The sequence below is a fragment of the Enterococcus sp. VV15 genome (genome assembly GCF_005236045.1).
GTDB lineage: Bacteria > Bacillota > Bacilli > Lactobacillales > Enterococcaceae > Enterococcus_B > Enterococcus_B durans.
Window position 1 is genome coordinate 20,416 of the sequence record NZ_QPTY01000027.1, and the last position, 21,363, is coordinate 41,778.

The 21,363-nt window shown below is 37.8% G+C and carries 20 protein-coding genes and 1 pseudogene; 16 read left to right on the top strand and 5 right to left on the bottom strand.

The genetic code is table 11. The features are described 5' to 3' along the window. Nucleotides 1-52 precede the first annotated feature (52 nt). Nucleotides 53-781: a hypothetical protein gene (locus DVW83_RS10220; protein WP_104660879.1), complete on the top strand. Its 729-nt coding sequence runs from the start codon at nucleotides 53-55 to the stop codon at nucleotides 779-781. A gap of 97 nt (nucleotides 782-878) precedes the next feature. Continuing rightward, a pseudogene (locus tag DVW83_RS15990) lies at nucleotides 879-986 on the top strand (DUF3788 family protein); the annotation flags it as partial. Between the two features lie 12 nt (nucleotides 987-998). On the opposite strand, the gene DVW83_RS10230 reads toward DVW83_RS15990, so the two are convergent. Then, on the bottom strand, nucleotides 999-1,244 hold the full coding sequence (locus DVW83_RS10230) for a hypothetical protein (protein WP_104662151.1): 246 nt from the start codon (nucleotides 1,242-1,244) through the stop codon (nucleotides 999-1,001). Nucleotides 1,245-1,264: 20 nt separating this feature from the next. After that, the gene (locus DVW83_RS10235) at nucleotides 1,265-2,116 is read right to left on the bottom strand and encodes an aldo/keto reductase (protein WP_104662150.1); all 852 of its coding nucleotides are present in this window, start codon (nucleotides 2,114-2,116) and stop codon (nucleotides 1,265-1,267) included. Nucleotides 2,117-2,285: 169 nt separating this feature from the next. Here DVW83_RS10235 and DVW83_RS10240 point away from each other — a divergent pair, with 169 nt between their 5' ends. Continuing rightward, on the top strand, nucleotides 2,286-3,290 hold the full coding sequence (locus DVW83_RS10240; RefSeq protein ID WP_104662149.1) for a nucleoid-associated protein: 1,005 nt from the start codon (nucleotides 2,286-2,288) through the stop codon (nucleotides 3,288-3,290). Nucleotides 3,291-3,386: 96 nt separating this feature from the next. Here DVW83_RS10240 and DVW83_RS10245 read toward each other — a convergent pair whose 3' ends face one another. Further along, complete coding sequence (locus tag DVW83_RS10245; RefSeq protein ID WP_174784278.1) at nucleotides 3,387-3,731, bottom strand: YxeA family protein; 345 nt, start codon at nucleotides 3,729-3,731, stop codon at nucleotides 3,387-3,389. A 198-nt stretch (nucleotides 3,732-3,929) separates the two neighbouring features. Between DVW83_RS10245 and DVW83_RS10250 the strand changes: the two genes are divergently transcribed. The 8 genes from DVW83_RS10250 to DVW83_RS10290 all read left to right on the top strand — a co-directional run bounded on the left by DVW83_RS10250 (nucleotide 3,930) and on the right by DVW83_RS10290 (nucleotide 9,716). After that, on the top strand, nucleotides 3,930-4,283 hold the full coding sequence (locus DVW83_RS10250; RefSeq protein WP_104662147.1) for a PadR family transcriptional regulator: 354 nt from the start codon (nucleotides 3,930-3,932) through the stop codon (nucleotides 4,281-4,283). Next, nucleotides 4,280-4,627, top strand: a complete 348-nt coding sequence (locus DVW83_RS10255; protein WP_104662146.1) for a DUF1048 domain-containing protein — start codon at nucleotides 4,280-4,282, stop codon at nucleotides 4,625-4,627. Before DVW83_RS10250 ends, DVW83_RS10255 begins: the two co-directional genes overlap by 4 nt. Nucleotides 4,628-4,637: 10 nt before the next feature. Beyond that, entirely contained in the window at nucleotides 4,638-4,946 is a 309-nt protein-coding gene (locus DVW83_RS10260) for a DUF1048 domain-containing protein (RefSeq protein ID WP_104662145.1), read from the top strand. 371 nt (nucleotides 4,947-5,317) lie between these two features. Then, on the top strand, nucleotides 5,318-5,698 hold the full coding sequence (locus tag DVW83_RS10270) for a VOC family protein (RefSeq protein ID WP_104662131.1): 381 nt from the start codon (nucleotides 5,318-5,320) through the stop codon (nucleotides 5,696-5,698). Between the two features lie 73 nt (nucleotides 5,699-5,771). Further along, on the top strand, nucleotides 5,772-6,176 hold the full coding sequence (locus DVW83_RS10275; RefSeq protein WP_104662130.1) for a GNAT family N-acetyltransferase: 405 nt from the start codon (nucleotides 5,772-5,774) through the stop codon (nucleotides 6,174-6,176). Between the two features lie 377 nt (nucleotides 6,177-6,553). Continuing rightward, the gene (gene tuf / locus DVW83_RS10280; protein WP_005878630.1) at nucleotides 6,554-7,741 is read left to right on the top strand and encodes an elongation factor Tu; all 1,188 of its coding nucleotides are present in this window, start codon (nucleotides 6,554-6,556) and stop codon (nucleotides 7,739-7,741) included. A gap of 270 nt (nucleotides 7,742-8,011) precedes the next feature. After that, nucleotides 8,012-8,923, top strand: a complete 912-nt coding sequence (locus tag DVW83_RS10285; RefSeq protein WP_123862502.1) for an ABC transporter ATP-binding protein — start codon at nucleotides 8,012-8,014, stop codon at nucleotides 8,921-8,923. Between the two features lies 1 nt (nucleotide 8,924). Continuing rightward, nucleotides 8,925-9,716, top strand: a complete 792-nt coding sequence (locus DVW83_RS10290) for an ABC transporter permease (RefSeq protein ID WP_104662128.1) — start codon at nucleotides 8,925-8,927, stop codon at nucleotides 9,714-9,716. A 402-nt stretch (nucleotides 9,717-10,118) separates the two neighbouring features. Here DVW83_RS10290 and mprF read toward each other — a convergent pair whose 3' ends face one another. Further along, entirely contained in the window at nucleotides 10,119-12,707 is a 2,589-nt protein-coding gene (gene mprF / locus DVW83_RS10295) for a bifunctional lysylphosphatidylglycerol flippase/synthetase MprF (protein WP_104660721.1), read from the bottom strand. A gap of 22 nt (nucleotides 12,708-12,729) precedes the next feature. Further along, the gene (locus DVW83_RS10300; protein ID WP_104660722.1) at nucleotides 12,730-13,446 is read right to left on the bottom strand and encodes an alpha/beta fold hydrolase; all 717 of its coding nucleotides are present in this window, start codon (nucleotides 13,444-13,446) and stop codon (nucleotides 12,730-12,732) included. Nucleotides 13,447-13,656: 210 nt separating this feature from the next. Here DVW83_RS10300 and DVW83_RS10305 point away from each other — a divergent pair, with 210 nt between their 5' ends. From DVW83_RS10305 to rpoD, 5 genes are all read left to right on the top strand, one after another. Next, nucleotides 13,657-14,289 (top strand): lysozyme family protein, encoded by a 633-nt coding sequence (locus DVW83_RS10305; RefSeq protein ID WP_104660723.1) that lies wholly within the window; start codon nucleotides 13,657-13,659, stop codon nucleotides 14,287-14,289. 121 nt (nucleotides 14,290-14,410) lie between these two features. Further along, entirely contained in the window at nucleotides 14,411-15,193 is a 783-nt protein-coding gene (locus DVW83_RS10310; RefSeq protein WP_205820649.1) for a DUF368 domain-containing protein, read from the top strand. A gap of 159 nt (nucleotides 15,194-15,352) precedes the next feature. Beyond that, nucleotides 15,353-17,698, top strand: coding sequence for a cation-translocating P-type ATPase (locus tag DVW83_RS10315; protein WP_104660725.1), 2,346 nt, complete (start codon nucleotides 15,353-15,355; stop codon nucleotides 17,696-17,698). A gap of 211 nt (nucleotides 17,699-17,909) precedes the next feature. Next, a complete protein-coding gene (gene dnaG, locus DVW83_RS10320; protein ID WP_104660726.1) occupies nucleotides 17,910-19,754 on the top strand; it encodes a DNA primase in 1,845 nt (614 codons plus the stop codon). Nucleotides 19,755-19,777: 23 nt separating this feature from the next. Continuing rightward, nucleotides 19,778-20,887 (top strand): RNA polymerase sigma factor RpoD, encoded by a 1,110-nt coding sequence (gene rpoD, locus DVW83_RS10325; protein WP_016176834.1) that lies wholly within the window; start codon nucleotides 19,778-19,780, stop codon nucleotides 20,885-20,887. The last annotated feature ends 476 nt before the right edge of the window (nucleotides 20,888-21,363 follow it).

Here is a 21,363-nt window from a genome sequence, read left to right on the forward strand (position 1 = left end):
TTTGTCTTTTTTTTTCTTATAATCGTAAAGGTATGAGCGAAGGAGAGAATATATGAAGAAAAAACAAAAGCAAAAATTACTCAATCAATTCCGTCCTTCTTTAGACGGCATCAGAAGTCAATTGTTCCATTCTTTGGAAGAGGAAAGCTTACGACGTTACGGACTACCTTTACAAGTGATGCTTGATCCTAAAAATCGACAAATATTGACTATTGGATTAGCAGGACAATCAAACGAAGATACACGTATTAATGTACCTATCGATGATAATTTTACTACTGTGTTAAAACGTATTCGTTCAGGTGAAAAGGATATTTTTGATCGCTTCCGCGACAACTTATTGATCGAAATCGTTTCTTACTGGAACGATCAACGTCTTAAAAATGATGAGCCAACTGCTCAAACCGTTTCTACACCAGTAAACGATACGACTGTCGAAGAAACGAACACAGTCAAAATGGAAGAACCAGTGAAAGAAGCAGAAGACAAACCAACAGCGGAATCAACTGAAAAAGAACGCTCAACGAACACTACCGCTTTGACTTTTGCTGATTTTTCAAGTGAAGTAGCTGAATATCCAAAATTCTATACAGAAAAAACAGAGCAATCCGTAGTGATTTATGAAAAAGCAGCGGATGAACCTCGCAAACTAGCTGAGATCTCTATGACATCTGAAAACGAGTTTACGATCGAAAAAGCGTTAGAGCGTAAATATAAAGTGAAACTGACTTTGATTCCACTGATCGAACAATTTGCGGCAACAGCTATCAATGATCGCTAAGCAATAATGAATGATGGTAAAATAAAATGAGGTGCCTTGAAGAAGTAGCGCATATTGCGAACTTCTTCAAGGCACCTTTTCATTCGTTGATAGGAGGCTGAGGCAGAAGTGTTTAACTCCGAGAAATAAGAAGAAATTCACGAAAATTGCTTTTCAAATTTTTGTGAATTTCGGCTTATTTAAGAAGGAGTTGCTTCTGCTCCCACGCTCTACATCATTATTCTCTTGGAATCAAAGCGAATTGTTCAAGGTCAGGAGAATAAATCACTTTATGACCTTGCCAAGTCTTGACCATCAAAGAATGATCGAATCTATTTTTAACTTCTGCTAATTTTTGTTCATAAGTAGCATTCCTCAATGGAAAATGCTGGATTTTGTCTGGTGTGATCAAAAAAACAAAATCAGGATGAAACGTTCGTGTGATTTCTTCAGGAAGAGAGTTTAAACGTTCGATTGGGTCCATAGCTATCTAACTTCCTTAACTTAGAATTGAGCAGTATCTGGATCTTTTGCTTTTCCAACTACGCCGTCCAATTGATCGATTTGTTTCATTTCTTCTTCGGACAATTCAAAATCAAATAATTCAGTGTTTTCTTTGATACGGCTAGGTGTTACTGATTTAGGCAATGGTAAAAAGCCGTGTTGTAAAGACCAGCGAAGAGAAACTTGAGCGATGCTCTTGTCGTGTGATTTTGCAATTTCTTGCATTTCAGGAACATCGAAAATTTTCCCAGTTCCTAGTGGGCTGTAAGCCTCTAAGATCATATCGTGTTTTTTAGCATAATCCACGACTTCAGGTTGTAATTCTCCTGGAGCAAGGAAGATCTGATTGACCATTGGCATTACTTTTGCTGTTTTAGCCAAAGTGTCTAAATGGTGAGGTAAGAAGTTGCTGACACCAATCGCTTTGATTTTCCCAGCTTCATATAATTCTTCAAATGCACGCCATGTTTCTGCATTTGCTTCTTCCCAATTGTCGCGAAAGGCAACGGGATTAGGCCAGTGGATTAAGAATAGATCAATATAGTCTATTTGCAATTTTTTCAAGGATTCTTCAAAGGAAGACATCACTAAGTCATAGCTGTGATTTGCATTCCACAATTTTGTAGTAAGAAAAATTTCTTCTCTAGGAATGCCACTTTCTTTTATTGCTTGTCCTACACTTTCCTCATTTTTATAGCCTTGTGCAGTATCGATGTGACGATACCCTGCTACTAATGCTTCTTTTACTGATGCAACGGCAACATCTCCATCTGGTGTTTGCCATGTGCCAAAACCAACGACTGGGATCTTATAGCCGTTTGCTAAACGATACGTACTTGTTAATGAATCCATACTCTCAACTCCTTAATTTTTATTTCTCCTTAATTCTAGCTCATTTTTCCAAAAAAAGAATCCATTTTGTTTCTTCTTTTTTTATTTTAGTAAAATCAATAAAAAAATGTTTTTCATTCTAGTATTTTGCTGGTAAATTACGTAAACTAAATCAGAAGGGAATGAGAGAATGGATATCTATTTAAAAAAAGCAATTTTGCATATTATTGATCGCGAAACTGGTTCTCCAGTTTTTTCTCAAAAAGAATTGGATTTGACAAAAGATTTTATCCGAGAGTTTTTACAAAAGAAAATCCAAAAAATTTCTTCTGCACAAACAAAGACCGGCCAGTTGACACAAGAAAGTGTAATCGGTACGCATTTAAAAAAATGTGAAGAAAATTTTGTTGAAGCGAGTGAATTGATTGTACAACGGTGGTTTGACGTCTATCAAGAAAGTGAAGAGGCACCAAGCGCGGATGTTTTTGTTGTCTTGTACGAGATGGATACCGTCATGTATTTAGCTTTGTTAAAAGTAAATTACCGAGAATCGTATACTCACTTTGTCGAAGCAGATGAAACAGGAATCGATAATCGTTTGATTTTGAACAGGGCGATCCTTGGTTCAAAATCACAGAAAGCGGATGAAGCACTTGCTGTGAACTTAACTGACTTGACGTATGAATTGATTGAAAAGAAATATGATTTCTCTGGGAAAAAAGAACTTTACTTTTCTGGAAGAGTGATCGAGAGTGTTCCCGCTCCCTCATTAGAAGAAAACGTCAAGGTTATCCAAAAGGTTGCCAAGAGTCTAGGTAAAAAATTTGAAACGGAAGAGTTTGATATCATGGCAGATTTGAAGGAAGCCGTCTATGATACGATCGAAGAAAAGGGCAGATTAGATCATGAAATGATTGCAGAAAAGGTGTTCAAAGAAAACATCACAGCAAAATTGGCGTTTCAAGAAGAAGTACAGGAACAAGGTTTTGTTCCAGAAGCACCACCTGTTAAAGAAGTACAAGAAATATCCGAGAAAAAATTTGGAAAACAAAAATTTAAACTATCAAATGGAATCGAATTGATTGTACCTGTAGATGTTTACCGCAATCCTGATTTGATCGAATTCGTAAATAATCCAGATGGAACGATTTCAGTCATGATCAAAAATGTCGATGAAGTTTTAAATCGTTTATAGGACACGACTGAGCGATTCAAAAAAACGGTTAGATTTTCAACAAATAAGCCTGAACACTGCGGAAATAATTATTTTCGTAGTGTTCAGGCTATTTTATTATTCTAACTGTTGCGCTGCAGCTTTTGGAATCTCATTGAGCTTTACTTCTTCCCAATTCAAAACGCCTTTTCTCTCGTTCACTTCTAATTTGAGATATGCGTTCATCTTCAATGGTCTTTCTCTTAGTTCGTTAAAAGAGACTTCTTTTTCTTGACCTTCTTCATTATAAGCCGCTTGTTTATACGTATAATACGTGTTTTTTCGGTCGCCCTCTGTATGTCTTTCGCCATTTGTCGTGATCTTTGTATAATAGGTTTCTCCCATGTAGTAATAACGATAAGTAGCAAAACTACCGCCTAAAAAAATCGCAACTACGATGAGTGCGCCAATCCATTTTTTCATCATCCATTTCACCTCAATCTTATTATTCATGAAAATAGTCGATTCGTCTATTGAATCAATTGGAATGTAAAATTTTATAAAGAAAAATTAAATCTTCTACTTTTTAATACTAGGTAGTTGTTTCTTTTTGATGTTGCTGTTATGATACTCCAGTACTAAGTGTTACAAAGTATTTTTACACATAGAAGGTGGCAGAAGTTGAAAGGGATGACCGAGTTATTAAAAGGCTCATTAGAAGGTATCGTCCTGCAAATCATCAAGAATAAGCAGGAAACATATGGATATGAGATCACAAATGAGCTAGTGGCTACTGGCTTTTCAGAAATCGTGGAAGGAACAGTGTATACTGTTTTATTGCGATTGGAAAAGAAGGGGTTAGTAACGACTGAAAAGAGAAAATCAGAACTTGGTCCAGCAAGGAAGTTTTATCAGTTGAATGATAAGGGTGATAGATATCTAGAAGAATTTTGGGAAAAATGGCGTTTCTTAGTCTCTCAATTGGCAAAAGTAAAGACAAATGGAGCTAGTGAAGAAAGAAGAGATGAAAAATGAAATTTTATGACAAAATCACAGGTAATGATATTAGAAGAGCGTATCAGGAATTTGATGTGCGTTCAGATAAACTGCCGCTAGATTATCAGATAGCATGGAAAGAGATCCAAAGTAGTTTATGGGACTATTCGAATTTTTCTGGTAGGAACCTAGTCCCTATTTTGGATGGGATTCTGGGACTGCTAGAGGAATCTGCAATGGATGGAATTTCAATCAATCAAATCGTTGATGGGGATGCGAAGAAATTCAGTGCAGCAGTCGCAGGAGTTGAAGGTGTAGAAAATTACCGCGATAAATGGCGAAAGCAATTAAACGAATCCGTAGCTGAAAAACTGAAAAAATGAGGGATAAACTATGGGAATCCAACAAATGATCGATGAAAAAAAAGAGTGGCGTGTCCACATGATCCGTGTCAAGAGTTTACCGAAAGACTATCAAATCGTTTATAAAGAGATCCAAAAATATTTTTTTAAAGTAGCGCCGATTGGTGTGACTGAAAAGGATGGCGTACTTTCTGAATTAGTAGAGTTGTTCGAAGAAGGGGCACAAAGCGGGAAAACAGTTCTTGATATCACAGGAGAAGACGTCGCTTTATTTGCAGATCAATTAATTGAAGGAAAACCAACATTGATCGAAAATCGTCAAATGAAACAAATACATTAGATAGAGCGATAATTCGTGTAACTTTTGTATTACATCAGTAGATAGGAAGAGGCCGAGACAAAAGTCGTTTAGGTTTGAGAAATTGGAGAAAAAAGAGGCTGGGACAGAAGTGTTTAACTCCGATAAATAAGAAGAAATTAGCGAAAACTGCTTTTCAAATTTTTGTGAATTTCGGCTTGTTTAAGAAGGAATTGCTTCTGCTACCGCCGTTTATTCGAGCGTCTGTAGCAAAGCTGATTTTTAGATTTGCTCCGTATTCTTGTTCATTTTAGTTTATCATAGAAAATAGAATAGAAAGATGACGCTTTATGAGAATTATCAAGCATGGTATAAATAATTATATAGATTTAAAATATAAAGGAGTGGAATTCATGCATATCGAGCATATTGCGATTTGGACAAAGGATTTAGAAAAAATGAGAGCGTTTTATGAGTGCTATTTTGGCACAAAAAGTTCAGAAAAATATACCAATCCCAAAACGAGGTTCCAATCTTATTTTTTAAGTTTCCCTACTGGTGGCAGAATCGAATTGATCACCAAACCATTTTTATCTGATCGATCGGTAGATACGTTAGGCTATGCGCATCTGGCATTAGCAGTCGGAACAAAAGAAGATGTGGATTCATTTGCGGAACGATTCATCGCTGATGGTTATCCACTACTAAGTGGTCCAAGAACGACGGGAGATGGTTATTATGAGGCAGTGATCCAAGATCCAGAGGGGAATTTTATTGAACTTACAGCTGATTGAGAGTTCAAAAAGCGTTGAAGAGTTTTCGCTAAGCACAAGAAATAATGGTATATATGATGAAGGAGGTGTAGTTATGCATTTTCATGAACAAAAATGTATTGGTGAACAATCATTACTAGAACTTTATGGCGCTGTGGGCTGGACGGCATATACAACAGATAGCAAACGACTAATGAAGGCGGTGGAGCAGTCACTTAAGGTCATCACTGTTTGGCAAGAGAAAGAATTGATTGGACTGATCCGCAGTGTGGGGGATGGTGAAACAATTCTTTACATTCAAGACTTGTTGGTACACCCTACCTATCAAAAGCAAGGCATTGGGACAGAACTGATGAAGAAGATGGTAGAAGCTTATCCAGATGTGAGGCAAAAAGTAATACTGGCAGAAAATGACCCTGTGATAAAAAGATTCTATGAAAAAAATGGGTTCCACCTAGCAGAGCAACAAGGAGCAGTTTGTTTTTATAAAGAATATTAAAAAGAATACAAAAAAGAATATCAGTATTCAGTTGATCCCAATGAACTGATCAGTGTGTTTTTGTTACAAGCAGATTTGGTAATCACGAAATAACCCTTACTTTTCCAAGTGGTTATTGATGAATGGCAAGGTTATTTTTAAACGACTTAATTGCTGAAAATTCAACGGTTGTGTCTGTGTGCTCTTCGAATACTGAACTGTTCAACAAGGCGAGTGTTCTTAGTTGACTTTGACCAATTTTGACGTATAATAGGGTTTGTTCAATACTTACAAAAAGTAAGTCGGACATAATCTTTTTTATTTAAGCTAAAAAGGACTATAATGAACAAGTGAGAGTGAAAAATCGAGCTCTAAAACATTTAGGAGGTTTGTTAATTATGGCAAAAGAACATTATGATAGAAGTAAACCACACGTAAACATTGGGACTATTGGTCACGTCGACCATGGTAAAACCACTTTGACTGCTGCAATCACTACAGTATTAGGTAAAAAAGGCTTAGCAAATCCTCAAGACTATGCTAGTATCGATGCAGCACCTGAAGAACGTGAACGTGGGATTACAATCAATACTGCGCACGTAGAATATGAAACTGAAAAACGTCACTATGCACACATCGATGCACCAGGACATGCGGACTATGTGAAAAACATGATTACAGGTGCTGCTCAAATGGACGGAGCCATTCTAGTTGTATCTGCAACAGATGGACCAATGCCACAAACACGTGAACATATTTTATTGTCACGTCAAGTAGGTGTTAAATATTTGATCGTCTTCTTGAACAAAATCGACTTAGTAGATGATGAAGAATTGATTGATCTTGTCGAAATGGAAGTTCGTGAATTATTAAGCGAATATGGTTTCCCAGGTGACGATACACCAGTCATCAAAGGTTCAGCATTAAAAGCTTTACAAGGAGATCCAGATGCAGAAGCAGCTATCATGGAATTGATGGATACTGTTGATGAATATATCCCAACACCAGAACGTGATACAGACAAACCATTATTATTACCAGTGGAAGATGTCTTCTCAATCACAGGTCGTGGGACTGTTGCTTCAGGTCGTATCGATCGTGGTGCAGTTCGTGTAGGTGATGAAATCGAAATCGTCGGTATCAAACCTGAAACACAAAAAGCTGTTGTAACTGGGGTCGAAATGTTCCGCAAGACATTAGACTATGGTGAAGCAGGGGATAACGTTGGGGTATTGTTACGTGGTATCCAACGTGAAGATATCGAACGTGGACAAGTAATCGCAAAACCAGGTTCAATCACACCACATACAAAATTCAAAGCAGAAGTGTACGTATTGACAAAAGAAGAGGGTGGCCGTCATACACCATTCTTCAATAACTATCGTCCACAATTCTACTTCCGTACAACTGACGTAACTGGAACAATCGTTTTACCTGAAGGCACTGAAATGGTTATGCCTGGAGATAACGTAACGATCGATGTTGAATTGATCCATCCAGTTGCCATCGAAAACGGAACAACTTTCTCTATTCGTGAAGGTGGCCGTACAGTAGGTTCAGGTATCGTAACAGAAATCGAAGCCTAATTTGGTCATTAAAGAGAATCTATTTAAATAAAAGACTGCAGACAAAGAAAAAATTCTTTGATCTGCAGTTTTTTTGTTATAATAAAAGATAACGTTTGCTTTTTATGAAGTAGTTTTACGAACAGCCAGTTCTGTTCAAGATGCGCAGATCAAGATTGTCGTTTACATTTTGATCCAGGTGTATCCAGGCAGAGTGAATAGTTAGAATAAAAAGCAGTGATGAACGTAGGATGCAGTGGAACTCAAAATGGTTGCAGGAGGGAAGAAACGATGAAAGCAGTTTTACTTGAGAATGTATCAAAAATATTTCCTGATAAAAATAAAGCGATAGACAATATAACGATTAGCATTGAACAAGGAGAAGTGTTTGGATTCTTAGGTCCGAATGGTGCAGGGAAAACTACCACTGTGAAGATACTCAATGGTATGCTTCAACTATCAGGAGGGCAGTGCCGGATATTCGATATCGATCCTATGGAAAATCCTGAAAAAGTACATGCGTTGGCCGGTGTAGTCACAGAGCATGCACAAATGTACGATAACTTGTCAGGTATTGAGAATCTTATGTTTTATGGAGCAGCATTCGGTATAAATAAGAGTGAGAGTTTCAAGCGTGCTACTGCACTTTTGGAAAGACTAAATCTGACTGAAGCAAAAGATCGCAAGCTAGGGTCTTATTCTACTGGGATGCGACAAAGACTTTCTCTTGCGCGTGCAATGATCCATCAACCTAAAATTTTGTTTCTAGATGAACCCACTTCTGGGTTAGACCCTGAAAGTGCCCAAAGTGTCAATCATATGATTCGAAAATTGGCCCAAGAAGAAGGGATGACGATTTTCTTATGTACACATCAATTGCGTTATGCTCAAGAGATTTGTACTTCTTATGGTTTGATCGACAAGGGATCACTACTTGCAATAGGCACACTTGAACAGCTTCGCGTAAAGATCCATTCTGGTATGACGGTAAAAATCGAGACGAATTATATGACGGATAGTGTGACTTATCGAAAAATCGAACAAGGGATGTTTGAAATTGACGTTCAGACAGAAAAAGAAATCCCTTCACTTGTGAAGCAGATCGTGGAGGCAGGTGGAGATATTTACCATGTTTCTGCCGAACAGCCAACGTTGGAAGATATCTATTTCAGCTTGATCGAAAAACGAAAGGGGAACGAGTAAAATGTTGCATACTATGCAGTGGGCCATCATCAAAAAAGATTTGCAAAGTATCACTACCAACAAACAGGTATTTGTTACCATATTGGTGGTTCCCTTGGCATTGACGATTGTTTTACCCACTATTTTTATTATGATGGTCCATTTTGTCCCATTAGATTCTCTCAATTTACAAGCACTATTAGAGATGATCCCACAGACAGGTGCAGATCAGGATGTCAAACAGAGTTTGATCAAGCTATTGATGAATAATACCATGCCTGTGTTCTTTTTGATGATACCCATCATGGCTTCGTCTGTTATGGCGGCAAGCTCATTCGTGGGAGAAAAGGAAAAGCAGACCTTAGAAACATTGCTTTACTGTCCTCTTCCACTAAAAAAAATTTTCCAATCAAAAATAGTGGCAGCATTTCTATTAAGTATGATCGTTTCTTTTACTTCATTTTTTGCTATGCTGATCGTGACGCAAGTTGTAATACTTGTGTTGATGGGTACCATGTTCTTACCTAGTATAAGTTGGCTAGTCATTCTGTTATTGGCGTCACCTGCAATATCTTTTATCGCGATCACGATTACTGTTCGCGGTTCTGCAAAAGCGCAGACTGTAGAAGAAGCACAGCAGCGCGCTGTTTTTCTTATTTTACCTATCTTGCTTTTTATCATTGGGCAGTTTATGGGAATCATGCTTGTAAACACTTGGATCACATTAGGATTGAGTATTGCTTTGATCCTCCTTGCTTGGTTGCTTGTACGAGGAGTTACGAGGAAGTTAAGCTATGAAACGTTATTGAAGTAGATACGTCTTTCGAGGAGATTAGTCCAGTCAGGAATGAAACTAGAAGTGATGATTAGGATCAACAGAAGATATTTTGAGAAGTGGAATGAGAGGAGGACGCTAGAACGAATAGTGATGGGGAAATAGTAAATAGACAAAAGAGGCTGGGACAGAAGTGTTTAACTCCGAGAAATAAGAAGAAATTCACGAAATTTGCTTTTCAAATTTTTGTGGATTTCGACTTATTTAAGAAGGAGTTGCTTCTGCTCCCACCATTTATTCGTTTTTAAAGAATGAGACAACAGTGCTTCTTACTTTTGTCCCACACTCTTTTGATTTACCGTCTTCTATGGAAGGCGGTAGATATTTTCAAAATGAAGTTTTTTGAAAAACAATACTTCTAAGATTTCTTTGCTATTCAAATCAACGTCTGCGCAGCCATTTTTTTAATCCGAATAATCGGTTTTTTGGAGTTTCAACAGGCGCATTATCGATGATCAATAAGGCGATCATGACATAGGTGATCCAACTATCTCTTGAGTAAAGCGTATAGCGTGGAATCCAGTTGGTTGCATATTTATCTTTGTATTCACGTAACCCATGGAATGAGTAGAAGTGAGAACCAAATTCATAGACAAGATAAGCAATTCGTTCTTGAATGAAACTCTTTCTAGAAGTTCCCACATTTGCTAAAGGTGCCATTCCCAAATTAAAGTACTCGATTTGTTCTTCTTTCATATACTCGAAGAGATGTAAGAAGAGAAAATCCATACTTCCAGATGGTGCTCGGTCTAGATCGTAACGCATCAAATCGATCGTGCCGATTCTATTATCTGTATAGGTAGGCATTATGGAGGCGAAAGCGACCATTTCTCCTTCTGGGCTATTCACAATAGCAATCGGTGCTCGTTGCAAGTAATCTTCTGAAAAGAATCCTAAGGAAAAACCTTTTTCTTTTCGCGTACCCAACCAACTATCAGAAATTTTCTTCAAGTCAGCCATTTGACTAGCTGAAAAGGGTGGTTGGATGACTTCAAAGGTAAATCCTTCACGTTCGATTCGGTTTAAGATTGCCCGAGATCCCTTCATTTTTTTGCCGGAAGTAGTGAAATCGGCTAATTTTACGTGAGCTTCTTCGCCCATTTTAATAAAGTCGTACCCAAATTCATGAAGGATCATCACGATCTCTTCACTTGTCTCATAGAAAACAGGGAGGTAGCACAAACGGTCTGTTTCTTCGATAAATGCCTCGATTGCTTCAGCAAAATCTTCTTTTTTCCCAGAAGGATCACCCATCACGATACATTTATTGTTATAGCAAGCAAATTGCAGTAAGACAGTTGGTTGCCCATCTTTTTCATAAATGAACATCCGCTTGTCTTTTAAGAAAATCAGTTGACTATCTGAATTTCCGCCAAAAGAATGTAATACTGACAATGCTCGTTCCTCGTTAAATGGTTCGCCGATCTGTTGTTTATTCCCTTGTAAAAAATGAACGAGGAGAATGATGATGAAACTTACAGCGATAATTGCAAGTAATCCAGAGAACCAAATCTTTTCAGAAGGGAAAAGGAAAAACGAGATAAAGTGATGCTTCCGATGGGGGAATTCCGGCATGTTGTATACCCCAATAATAATGTAAAGAAGGGATAAGGTGCCGGTGATCAGACCATCTACTGTCAGCCATTCCCAAGAATAGATGATTTGTTCCCTAAATAGTTCATTTTTGGAAGCAACGATGATCAACAATAGGATCGTTAGAAAAACAACTGCTGTTAGGCTAAGATCTGTGATACCAACGTAGATCAGTGAAAGGAGGATCAAGCCAATCGTTGGCCAGTAGGCTCTTTTTACGCGAGCTGCCATTGCTCTTCCCATGACTACAAATAAAAAGCCTAATAAGATACTTGGAAATTGAATGATCAAGTGCAACCTCAAAGGATTCAAGCTGTGCAACCAGCGAAACTCAGTAAAAGCTTGTGGGATCGTTGCAGAGAGAACCAACATGATTCCTGAAAAATATAAAAGGACAACAACGATTTTATGCGCGATTTCTGTCGCTAATTGCCTTGGGATACCTGAGTAACGTTTATCAAAAGTTGAGCCGATATTTTTAAAGAAAAAGATGATCCCGATCAAGAAAGGGATAATATAATAAAAGACCCGATAAAGCAAGATCCAAACAACGACAGTTTCTTTAGGTACGCCAATCGCGGATAAGCCGATGATCATCATGACGTCAAAACTACCGATTTCACCGGGTATCATGGAGACGATCCCGATAACCGAAGCGGCAATAAACAGAGGAATCGTTTGCCAAAGATCGATCCTGATTTCCATCAAATAGCCTACTGCTAGGAAACTAAATAATACCCCTGACCATTCAAGGAAAGATACGAGCAATAATTGACCTTGTGTTTTTAAGGAAAGCCCGCCGACATAACCTTCTTTTTTCAGCGTAGTGACAAGGAACACGATCGGGAAATACAATCCTCCGCCAATCAACCAGATCCAGTATTGTTTAAGGAATGGAGCGACAGGACTAAATAAGACCATGAAAAAGGAAATCAGACTGTAAACCGAAAGACCAGCCATCAAGAAAAGAAAGATCTTAGAGAGAGCTTGCATCAACTGTTTGCTTTCTTTTTTGTGGCCATAAAGTTCAGAACGCAAGCCGATACTGACGAATCCGCCAAATCCTGCGATATTGTTGATGGTATTGATCAGCCAGCTTGTCTCAAATAAATATTGCGGTTTTTGCTTTTGTCCAAGTAATCGATTTAAAATAATATCATAACCAATCATAGGAAGTACCGCGACTAAGCCGATGAGCAGCATCAATCCGGTTTTCCAAAGAGGAATGGTGGCGAATGTCTCTGCTAACTGGTCAACAGATAATGTTTTTCCAATTGAAATTAGTTCACTAACGATAATTACGATGACTGAAATCAAAAATATCATTTTAAAGAGACCTAAATGGTTTTTGATCCACTGCACGGTCTGTTTTATCAAAAAAATCACCTACTATTCTTTATTATTCAGCTAAAAATTCTAGTACTTCTTGATTAAATCGTTCTGGATCTTTTCTAGCGAGTTGATGCCCCTGCTCTTTTACAAGAACGAAGGAAGCATTTGGGATCGTTTTGGCTAAGTAAAGTGAATGCTTTAATTTGATCACATCTTTTTTCCCAACAATGATCAATGTCTTCGATTTGATTTTTTCCAAATCTGCTGTAGAAAGTCCCACATCTTGCAATAATAGATTTATTACTAGTAGATTTCTTCTAAGCATTGGACGAAAGATCGATAGCAGCCAAACCCATGCATAATGCAAGTAACTAGCTATTCTTGCAGAAAAAAGAACACCTTCTACTAAAGTATTTCCTGAATTTAAAATCAGTCGATGCACTTTTTCAGGATAACAACTTGAAAATACTAAAGCGAGGTTTGCACCATCACTAAATCCTAAAATGTTTGCCTTTGTAATCCCTTCTAACAACATGATGGTATAAAGATCTTCAGCCATTAAACGAAAGCTCAAGGTATTTGCATTGTTCGTTGATCGACCGTGTCCGCGACTATCAATCAGATATACTGTATAAAACTGTTTAAAAACAGGTACTTGTTCTGAAAAAAAGCGGCCACTGCCGTCATTACCATGAAGTAAGAAAAGCGGAAATCCTTTACCGCATTTTTCGTAATAAATCTCACTACCATCTGCCATTTTTGCATATTTCTTTTCATTTTCCACATAATCACCTACTGGTTAAATTATAACGACTTTTCTTTGATAAGGACAATGCTTTTCCTAAAAAAACAACGATCAATTTCGTAAGATAAGAAAAAATAGTGAATTTTTCATTTTTTATTAAGAGAAGCAACGAATTTTCTCTCTTAAATAGCCAAGGAAGATAATAAATAGTAAGATAAATAAGATGTCAAAATAACTAGGTGAGTTTTTATGAAGAAAAAAAGAAAATCGATTTTTCGATGGCCGCTACGGTTGCTTGCCATTGCGGTTCTTGTAGGTATCCTTTTTATCGGAGGAAGAACCTATACATCCATCAAGCAGGTGGAACAATACGATTTGGAAATTGCGGTAGCTACAAAAAAATATCAAATGGAAAATTACAAAAATCTGATTAAAGGGATCATTCTCACAGAATCAAAGGGTAAGGGTACTGATTTGATGCAAAGCTCGGAAAGTGCCTATGGAAAAGCAAATATGATCAACAACCAAGAAGAAAGCATTGATCAGGGAGTTAGCTATTTGGCCGAAATGATCACTGAGGCAAACGAACAAGGCTGTGATCTTGCTACGGCTATCCAGGCGTATAACTTTGGCAAAGACTATATTGCTTACGTCAAAAAGCATGGAGGCAAAAATAGCGTAGAATTAGCAGAAGAATATTCAAAAAACGTACTAAGCCCGTTACTAGGTAATAATGGGAAGACGAAATATCGTTATTGGCGAGTCCAGTCCTTGCTTTATAATGGTGGGTATCTCTATCATAATGGAGGTAACATGTTCTATTCAGATGTTGTGGATATGAATGAAAAACTGATCGAATTATATGAAAAAGTATGGAAATAGTTCCAAGTATTGAATGATTAAGAAAGAAGGAGTGCTAATATAGGTGGAAAATAGACAAGAAGCAACAGAAAATGTTACTAGAAATGGATCAAAAGATTGGTTTTTACGTTTTATCAAAGGAATGTTTATTGGCTCTGGATTTATTTTGCCAGGGGTAAGTGGTGGCGCATTGGCTGCTGTTTTTGGTATGTATGAACGGTTGATTTCTTTTTTGGCTCACATCACGAAGAATTTCAAAGAAAATGTTTGGTTCTTTTTGCCTGTGGGACTTGGAGGGATCACCGGTGTTTTCTTACTTTCATTTTTAGTTAGCTTTTTATTAGGGGCGTACGAAACAACCATTCTCTGGTTTTTTGTCGGTTGTATCGCTGGAACAGTTCCTGCGTTGTGGAAAGAGGCAGGGAAAAAGGGGCGACAAACGTCGGATGTCGTGATCATGGTCGTCACTTTCGTAGTTGCTTATCTTTTTCTACTTTATGGGGCACAGCTTTTCGATGGTCAAGTGGAGCAAAATACGGTTACTTGGATCATCGCAGGCGGACTGATCGGTCTTGGAATGATCGTTCCTGGACTTAGCCCTTCTAATTTCCTTGTATACATGGGTCTTTATAAAGCAATGGCAGATGGCTTTAAAGAGATGCGTTTGGACGTGATTTTACCGATTGCATTGGGCGGAATTGTTTGTGTGCTGGGATTATCAAAGATCATGGACTATATTTTCTCTAAAGCTTATAGTAAATTGTTCCATTTTATTCTAGGTGTCGTCTTTGCTTCAACGATCATGATTATTCCAACAGATTATTCTGGACTTGGACTCTTGGGAATCTTACTTTGTCCAGTTTTATTCATTGCCGGAGCACTGCTCGGTTGGTGGATGAGTCGTCTGGAAGAACGATATAAATAGAAACGGTTGCTTTACACATGATTGGTCAGACCAGCAACAAATGCTTGGTGTTCGATCGTGTGTTTTTGTTTTGTTTAAAATATAAAAAAATAAGTTGTTTTTGCTACTGGAACAAGCTAGACTTAATTACGTTGATTATTTTTTGAAAGTTGGCGAAAAATGGAAAATAAAGAAATAAGAGGTCTCTCTCAGGAAGAAGTTCAAGAAAGAATTGCCTCTGGACAACAAAATGATTATCAAGAGGATGCTACGAAAAGTACTTGGCAGATCTTCAGCGATAATATTTTGACGCTTTTTAATTTTTTGAACTTTGGTATTGGGGTATGTTTACTCTTTGTCGGTGCGTACTCGAATATGGCATATCTAGCAATCATCATGGTCAATATCATCATTGGTATTTATCAAGAAATCCATGCCCGAAATCTCGTGCGAAAATTATCGATTGTTTCGCAATCGGAAGTTTTAGTTATCCGTGAAGGAAAAGAGTTATCCCTTAGTACAAAAGAATTGGTATTAGGTGATATCGTCAAAATCGGTGCAGGGGAACAAATCCCGTCAGATCTGCGGGTGCTATCTGGTCGTGCTGAAGTAAATGAAGCGTTATTGACAGGTGAATCAGATTTGATCGTAAAAACAGCAGGTGATGAATTACTGTCAGGTAGTTATCTGACAAGTGGCTCCGTCTTTGCAGAAACGATTCGAGTTGGTGCAGACAATTATGCAGTCCGCCTGACCAGTGAAGCAAAAACACACAAAGCAATCCATTCAGAATTGGTGGATTCGATCCGTAAGGTTTCAAAATTCACTAGTTTTGTCATTATCCCACTAGGTATTATTTTATTTTTAGAAGCATTGTTTATTCGTGATGCGTCGATCAAAATATCAGTTATTGCTTCGGCAGCTGCTTTATTAGGAATGTTGCCAAAGGGCTTAGTCCTTTTGATCAGTATTGCCTTAACGACTGGTGTCACAAAACTGGCGAAAAAGAGAATCTTAGTCCAAGATATGTATTCGATCGAAACACTTGCACATGTCGATACGCTTTGTCTAGATAAGACGGGAACGATTACAGAAGGTAAAATGAGTATCCAACGAGTTGAAGCACTTCATCCTGTCTATGAAAATGCTATTTCTGAGATCATGGGTACTTATTTAGCTGAGAGCAGCGACAATAATATCACGATGCGCGCGTTAAGAGATTATTTTGCCGTTTCAAATCGCTACGATGTAACGGAAAAATTAGCTTTTTCATCTGACCGTAAATGGGGGGCGATGGAATTCCCTGAGTTAGGAGTCATTTATGTTGGGGCGCCTGAGCGTTTAGTTACAGAGGAACAACTACCAGAAAGTTTATTGTCGGCGCAAGCCAACGGATATCGTGTACTAATGCTTGGACTTGCACCAAATCAGCGGCTGACGGATGATGCACCACATGGCGTGGAGCCACTCGCATTGTTTGAAATTGATGATCCGATCCGTAAAAATGCTAAGCAAACTTTGGCTTACCTGCACAATGAAGGAGTCGATCTAAAAGTCATCTCAGGTGATAATCCATTTACAGTATCGAATATTGCCAGACGTGCAGGCCTACCAAACTATGATTCTTATATTGATCTTTCAACATTGACGGAAGAATCAGAAGTTCGAAACGCCGTACATGAATATTCCGTCTTTGGACGAGTGAGCCCGCAACAAAAGAAAATTTTAGTGAACGAATTAAAAGAAAGTGGACGTACAGTTGCCATGACAGGCGACGGCGTCAATGATGTGTTAGCTTTGCGTGAGGCTGATTGTAGTATTGCGATGGCAGAAGGTGATGGTGCAACTCGTCAAATCGCTAATTTGGTCTTGTTGGATTCCGATTTTACTACTTTACCAGAAGTTTTGTTTGAAGGGCGACGAGTAGTGAATAACGTGACGAAAGTTTCAGGGATCTTCTTCATTAAGACGATCTATTCGTTTATCTTGTCTATTATATGTGCAGTGACAGCGATTGGTTTTCCTTTCATCCCAATCCAAATCACTCTGATTGATCTAGCCATTGAAGGATATCCTTCTTTCTTCCTTTCGTTTGAACAAGATCGAAAAAAAGTCACTTATCGCTATTTACCAACTGCTCTGATCAATGCATTACCGAATGCGTTGTTAGTTGTATTAAATATCATTGTGGTGTACTTGTTAGGCGACATTTTATCGTTTACGAATCTGGAAACAACGACGCTGATGTATTACTTGTTGATAGGGATTAGCTGTATGGCAGTAATCAAAGCTTGCTATCCATTCAATCCGTTACGTATATTCTTAGCAGTCACGACAGTGATCGGTATATATGTTGCAGCAATGCTTTTCCATCATTTACTAGAAGTCAATCTTGGTCTAGGAACGACTTGGCCATACTTTGTCGGGTTCATGGGGATAAATATCGTCTTACGTTTGCTTTATTGGAAGGCAGATATCCAAAGTTATTTGCTCAATAAATTTGCAACAACTAAAGTTTTTGAGTAAGCAATAATGCTACTTTCTGTAGGAGTAGATGGGTAAAAAATGAATCGTGAGTATAATGCTTGAAAAAGTATTGAATTATGGTACAATGAACGATGTATAATTGTGTCCTTTAAAATCGCACTGATTTTCGTTAGTGCGATTTTTTACCGGTTATTCTCCTGAGAGTATCTCTCTTAAGATACTACAAGTATTGCTTACAGGGGGTGAAAACATGGCTCAGCGAATACCTCAAGAAGTCATTGAATCGATCCGAAGTCAAACGAACATCGTTGAGGTAATTGGGCAATATGTCCAATTAAAAAAATCTGGAAAAAATTACTTAGGGTTATGTCCATTTCATGAAGAAAGAACGCCATCTTTTTCAGTGGCTGAAGATAAGCAGATTTTTCATTGCTTTGGTTGCGGAAAAGGAGGAAATGTCTTTACCTTTCTCCAAGAGCTAGAAGGACTTAATTTTCCGGAAGCAGTGATAAAAGTTGCTGATTTTGAACAAATTCCTTTGGAAGAACAGTGGCGTAATCAAACGTTACCTGTTGAAAACAGTGACTCAATAAACGGAAAACTGATTTTAGCCCATGAAAAAGCAGAAGAAGTGTATCACCACATGTTGCTTCATACAAAAGCAGGTGAACAAGCTTTGAACTATCTGCTCCAACGAGGGCTGACAGAGGAACTGATTGCCGAGTTCAAAATTGGATTTGCACCAAATGAGCGGTCATTTTTAAATCAAGTATTAAAAAATGAAAACTATGATCAAGAAGTTTTGGAACGTTCTGGCTTATTTGTATCCCATGATGATGGCCGATTATCAGATCGGTTTTATCAAAGAGTCATGTTTCCTATCAAGAATCCACAGGGACGAACGATTGGTTTTTCTGGGCGCTGGCTCGCACCGGAAAAAGGACAAGAAAAAGACCAGCCTAAGTACTTAAATAGTCCTGAAACAGAGTTGTTCAATAAAAGACAAGTGTTGTTTAATTTGGACAAAGCCAGAAGCGAAATCCGAAAAAGTGGTGAAGTTCTTTTATTTGAAGGTTTCATGGATGTGATTGCAGCATGGCAAGTAGGCATAAAAAATGGCATTGCTTCTATGGGGACTAGTTTAACAAATCAACAGATCCAGCATATCGAACGTTTAACAAAAGAGCTAGTCTTTTGTTATGATGGTGATAAGGCAGGTTTTGAAGCAACAAATCGAGGAATTGAATTGCTTCGGCAAAATAGTCGATTACGCCTATCGATCATTATGATACCAGAAAAACTTGATCCGGATGAATATTTACGTAAATATGGAAACGAGTCTTTCAATGAATTGCTTTCTCATGGTCGAGAAACGGTATTTACATTTAAAAGTCGCTATTTGAAGCAAGAAAAGAATTTAGATAATGAAAAAGATAAAATAGAATATCTTGAAGAGGTGATCACTGAGTTAAGTAAGGTCGTATCACCGATCGAACAAGATATGTATCTCTCGCAATTAGCAGCTGAATTTCAAGTGAACCGTGAAACAATCCAGATGCAATTGAGAGAACTTCGACGAGAAAATCAGCGAAGTCGCACAGAACAACAGCCAACGGTGGTCCCAGAAAGACAAGCTGTCAAAACAAGTACAGCGAAAAAAAGATCACTGACCCAGGTTGAAAAAGCAGAACAAATACTTTTGTATCGGATATTCAAAGAGGTTTCTGTTCGTAATCTTCTAAAAGAGCAGAATTTCCAGTTTATCCATGATTCTTATGCAGAGGTCTATTTTTTATTCGATGCATTTGTATCACAACATGATGAATTCAACCTTGCAGAATTTTTAGACTTTTTGCAAGATGAAAAATTAAGGCGGTTAGTGGTGGAGATCGAATACTTGCGCGTGGCAGAAGAAAGTACGCCAAGGGAGATCCAAGACCTATTGCGAGTGATCAGTAAATCTGGTTTAGCTGATGAAATAATGATAAAAAAACAGATGCAGCAAGAAGCTAGAAGAACTGGTAATAAGCAGTTGGAGTTGGAATTGACGATTGAAATCATTGATTTAACAAAACAGTTAAAAAAAGCCGAATAGCTACTCAAGGGGGGCCTTCTTTTATGGCAAATGTAACAGAAAAGAAAAAGTATGAAGCAGCGGTAGCAGCTTTTATCAAAGAAAACAAACCAAAAAAACAAGTTGTATATGATGATCTTTCAAATAAACTTGCGACACCATTCACGTTGAATGCAGACGAAATGGATAAATTGATCCAAAAAGTGGAAGATGCAGGAATCAGTGTCGTTGATGAAAACGGCGAACCATCTGTTCACAGTTTAAAGAGTGCAGAGAAAAAAGCAGAACAAGCGAAGACCGAAGATTTATCTGCGCCAACGGGTGTAAAGATCAATGATCCTGTAAGAATGTATTTAAAAGAAATCGGCCGTGTGTCCCTTTTAACAGCAGAAGAAGAAGTAGCTCTAGCACTGAAAATCGAAGAAGGCGACCAAGAAGCAAAACAGCGTTTAGCTGAAGCAAACCTTCGTTTGGTTGTAAGTATTGCTAAAAGATATGTAGGACGAGGTATGCAATTTTTAGACTTGATCCAAGAAGGTAACATGGGCTTGATGAAGGCTGTTGAAAAATTTGATTACCGTAAGGGATTTAAATTTTCTACGTATGCTACTTGGTGGATCCGTCAAGCAATCACTCGTGCCATCGCTGACCAAGCGCGTACGATCCGTATCCCAGTGCATATGGTTGAAACAATCAACAAATTGATCCGTATCCAACGTCAATTACTGCAAGACCTTGGAAGAGAACCAACGCCTGAAGAAATCGGTGCAGAAATGGATCTCCCTACAGAAAAAGTACGTGAAATATTGAAAATTGCGCAAGAACCAGTTTCTTTAGAAACACCAATCGGTGAAGAAGACGATTCACATCTAGGTGATTTCATTGAAGACCAAGAAGCAACGAGTCCTGCGGAACATGCAGCGTATGAATTATTGAAAGAACAATTAGAAGATGTATTAGATACCTTGACTGACCGTGAAGAAAATGTTCTGCGTTTGCGTTTTGGCTTAGATGACGGACGCACTAGAACATTAGAAGAGGTCGGAAAAGTGTTTGGGGTTACAAGAGAACGTATTCGTCAAATCGAAGCGAAGGCATTGAGAAAACTACGCCATCCTTCTCGCTCAAAACAATTGAAAGATTTCTTAGAATAACCATCAACATTCATAAGAGCTTATGGATTAAATTAAAGTGAAAAAGGAGCAGAAAAGATCATTTTTCTGCTCCTTTTTTTGTATATTTTGCAAACCACCTGCATAGCAGGTGGTTCCGAAAAAATTGGTGCTATCTTTGAGAAAAAGCAATTATTTCCCAAAATAAAAATTATTGTCTGAAAAAAATTTTTTCATTTTTAGTAATAAAATTTATGCAAGATGATCTTCAATTTTTGACGTTTACCGTAATTTTCATTGTAAAAATAATAGGTATATGTAGTTCTTCACATTTTTGACAAGAAAATAAACTGTTAGCTATTCTTCATTTAATGAGTGTAAGATGACAAGTATAGCTATTTTTAAGATAACTTATCAATCTAAATGAAAGGATCAAACGAAGATAAAGTCCATATAATTGTGTAAAAGATAAAAGGCCATGTAACAGCCCTTTTACGGTACAATGTTTTTAACCACAA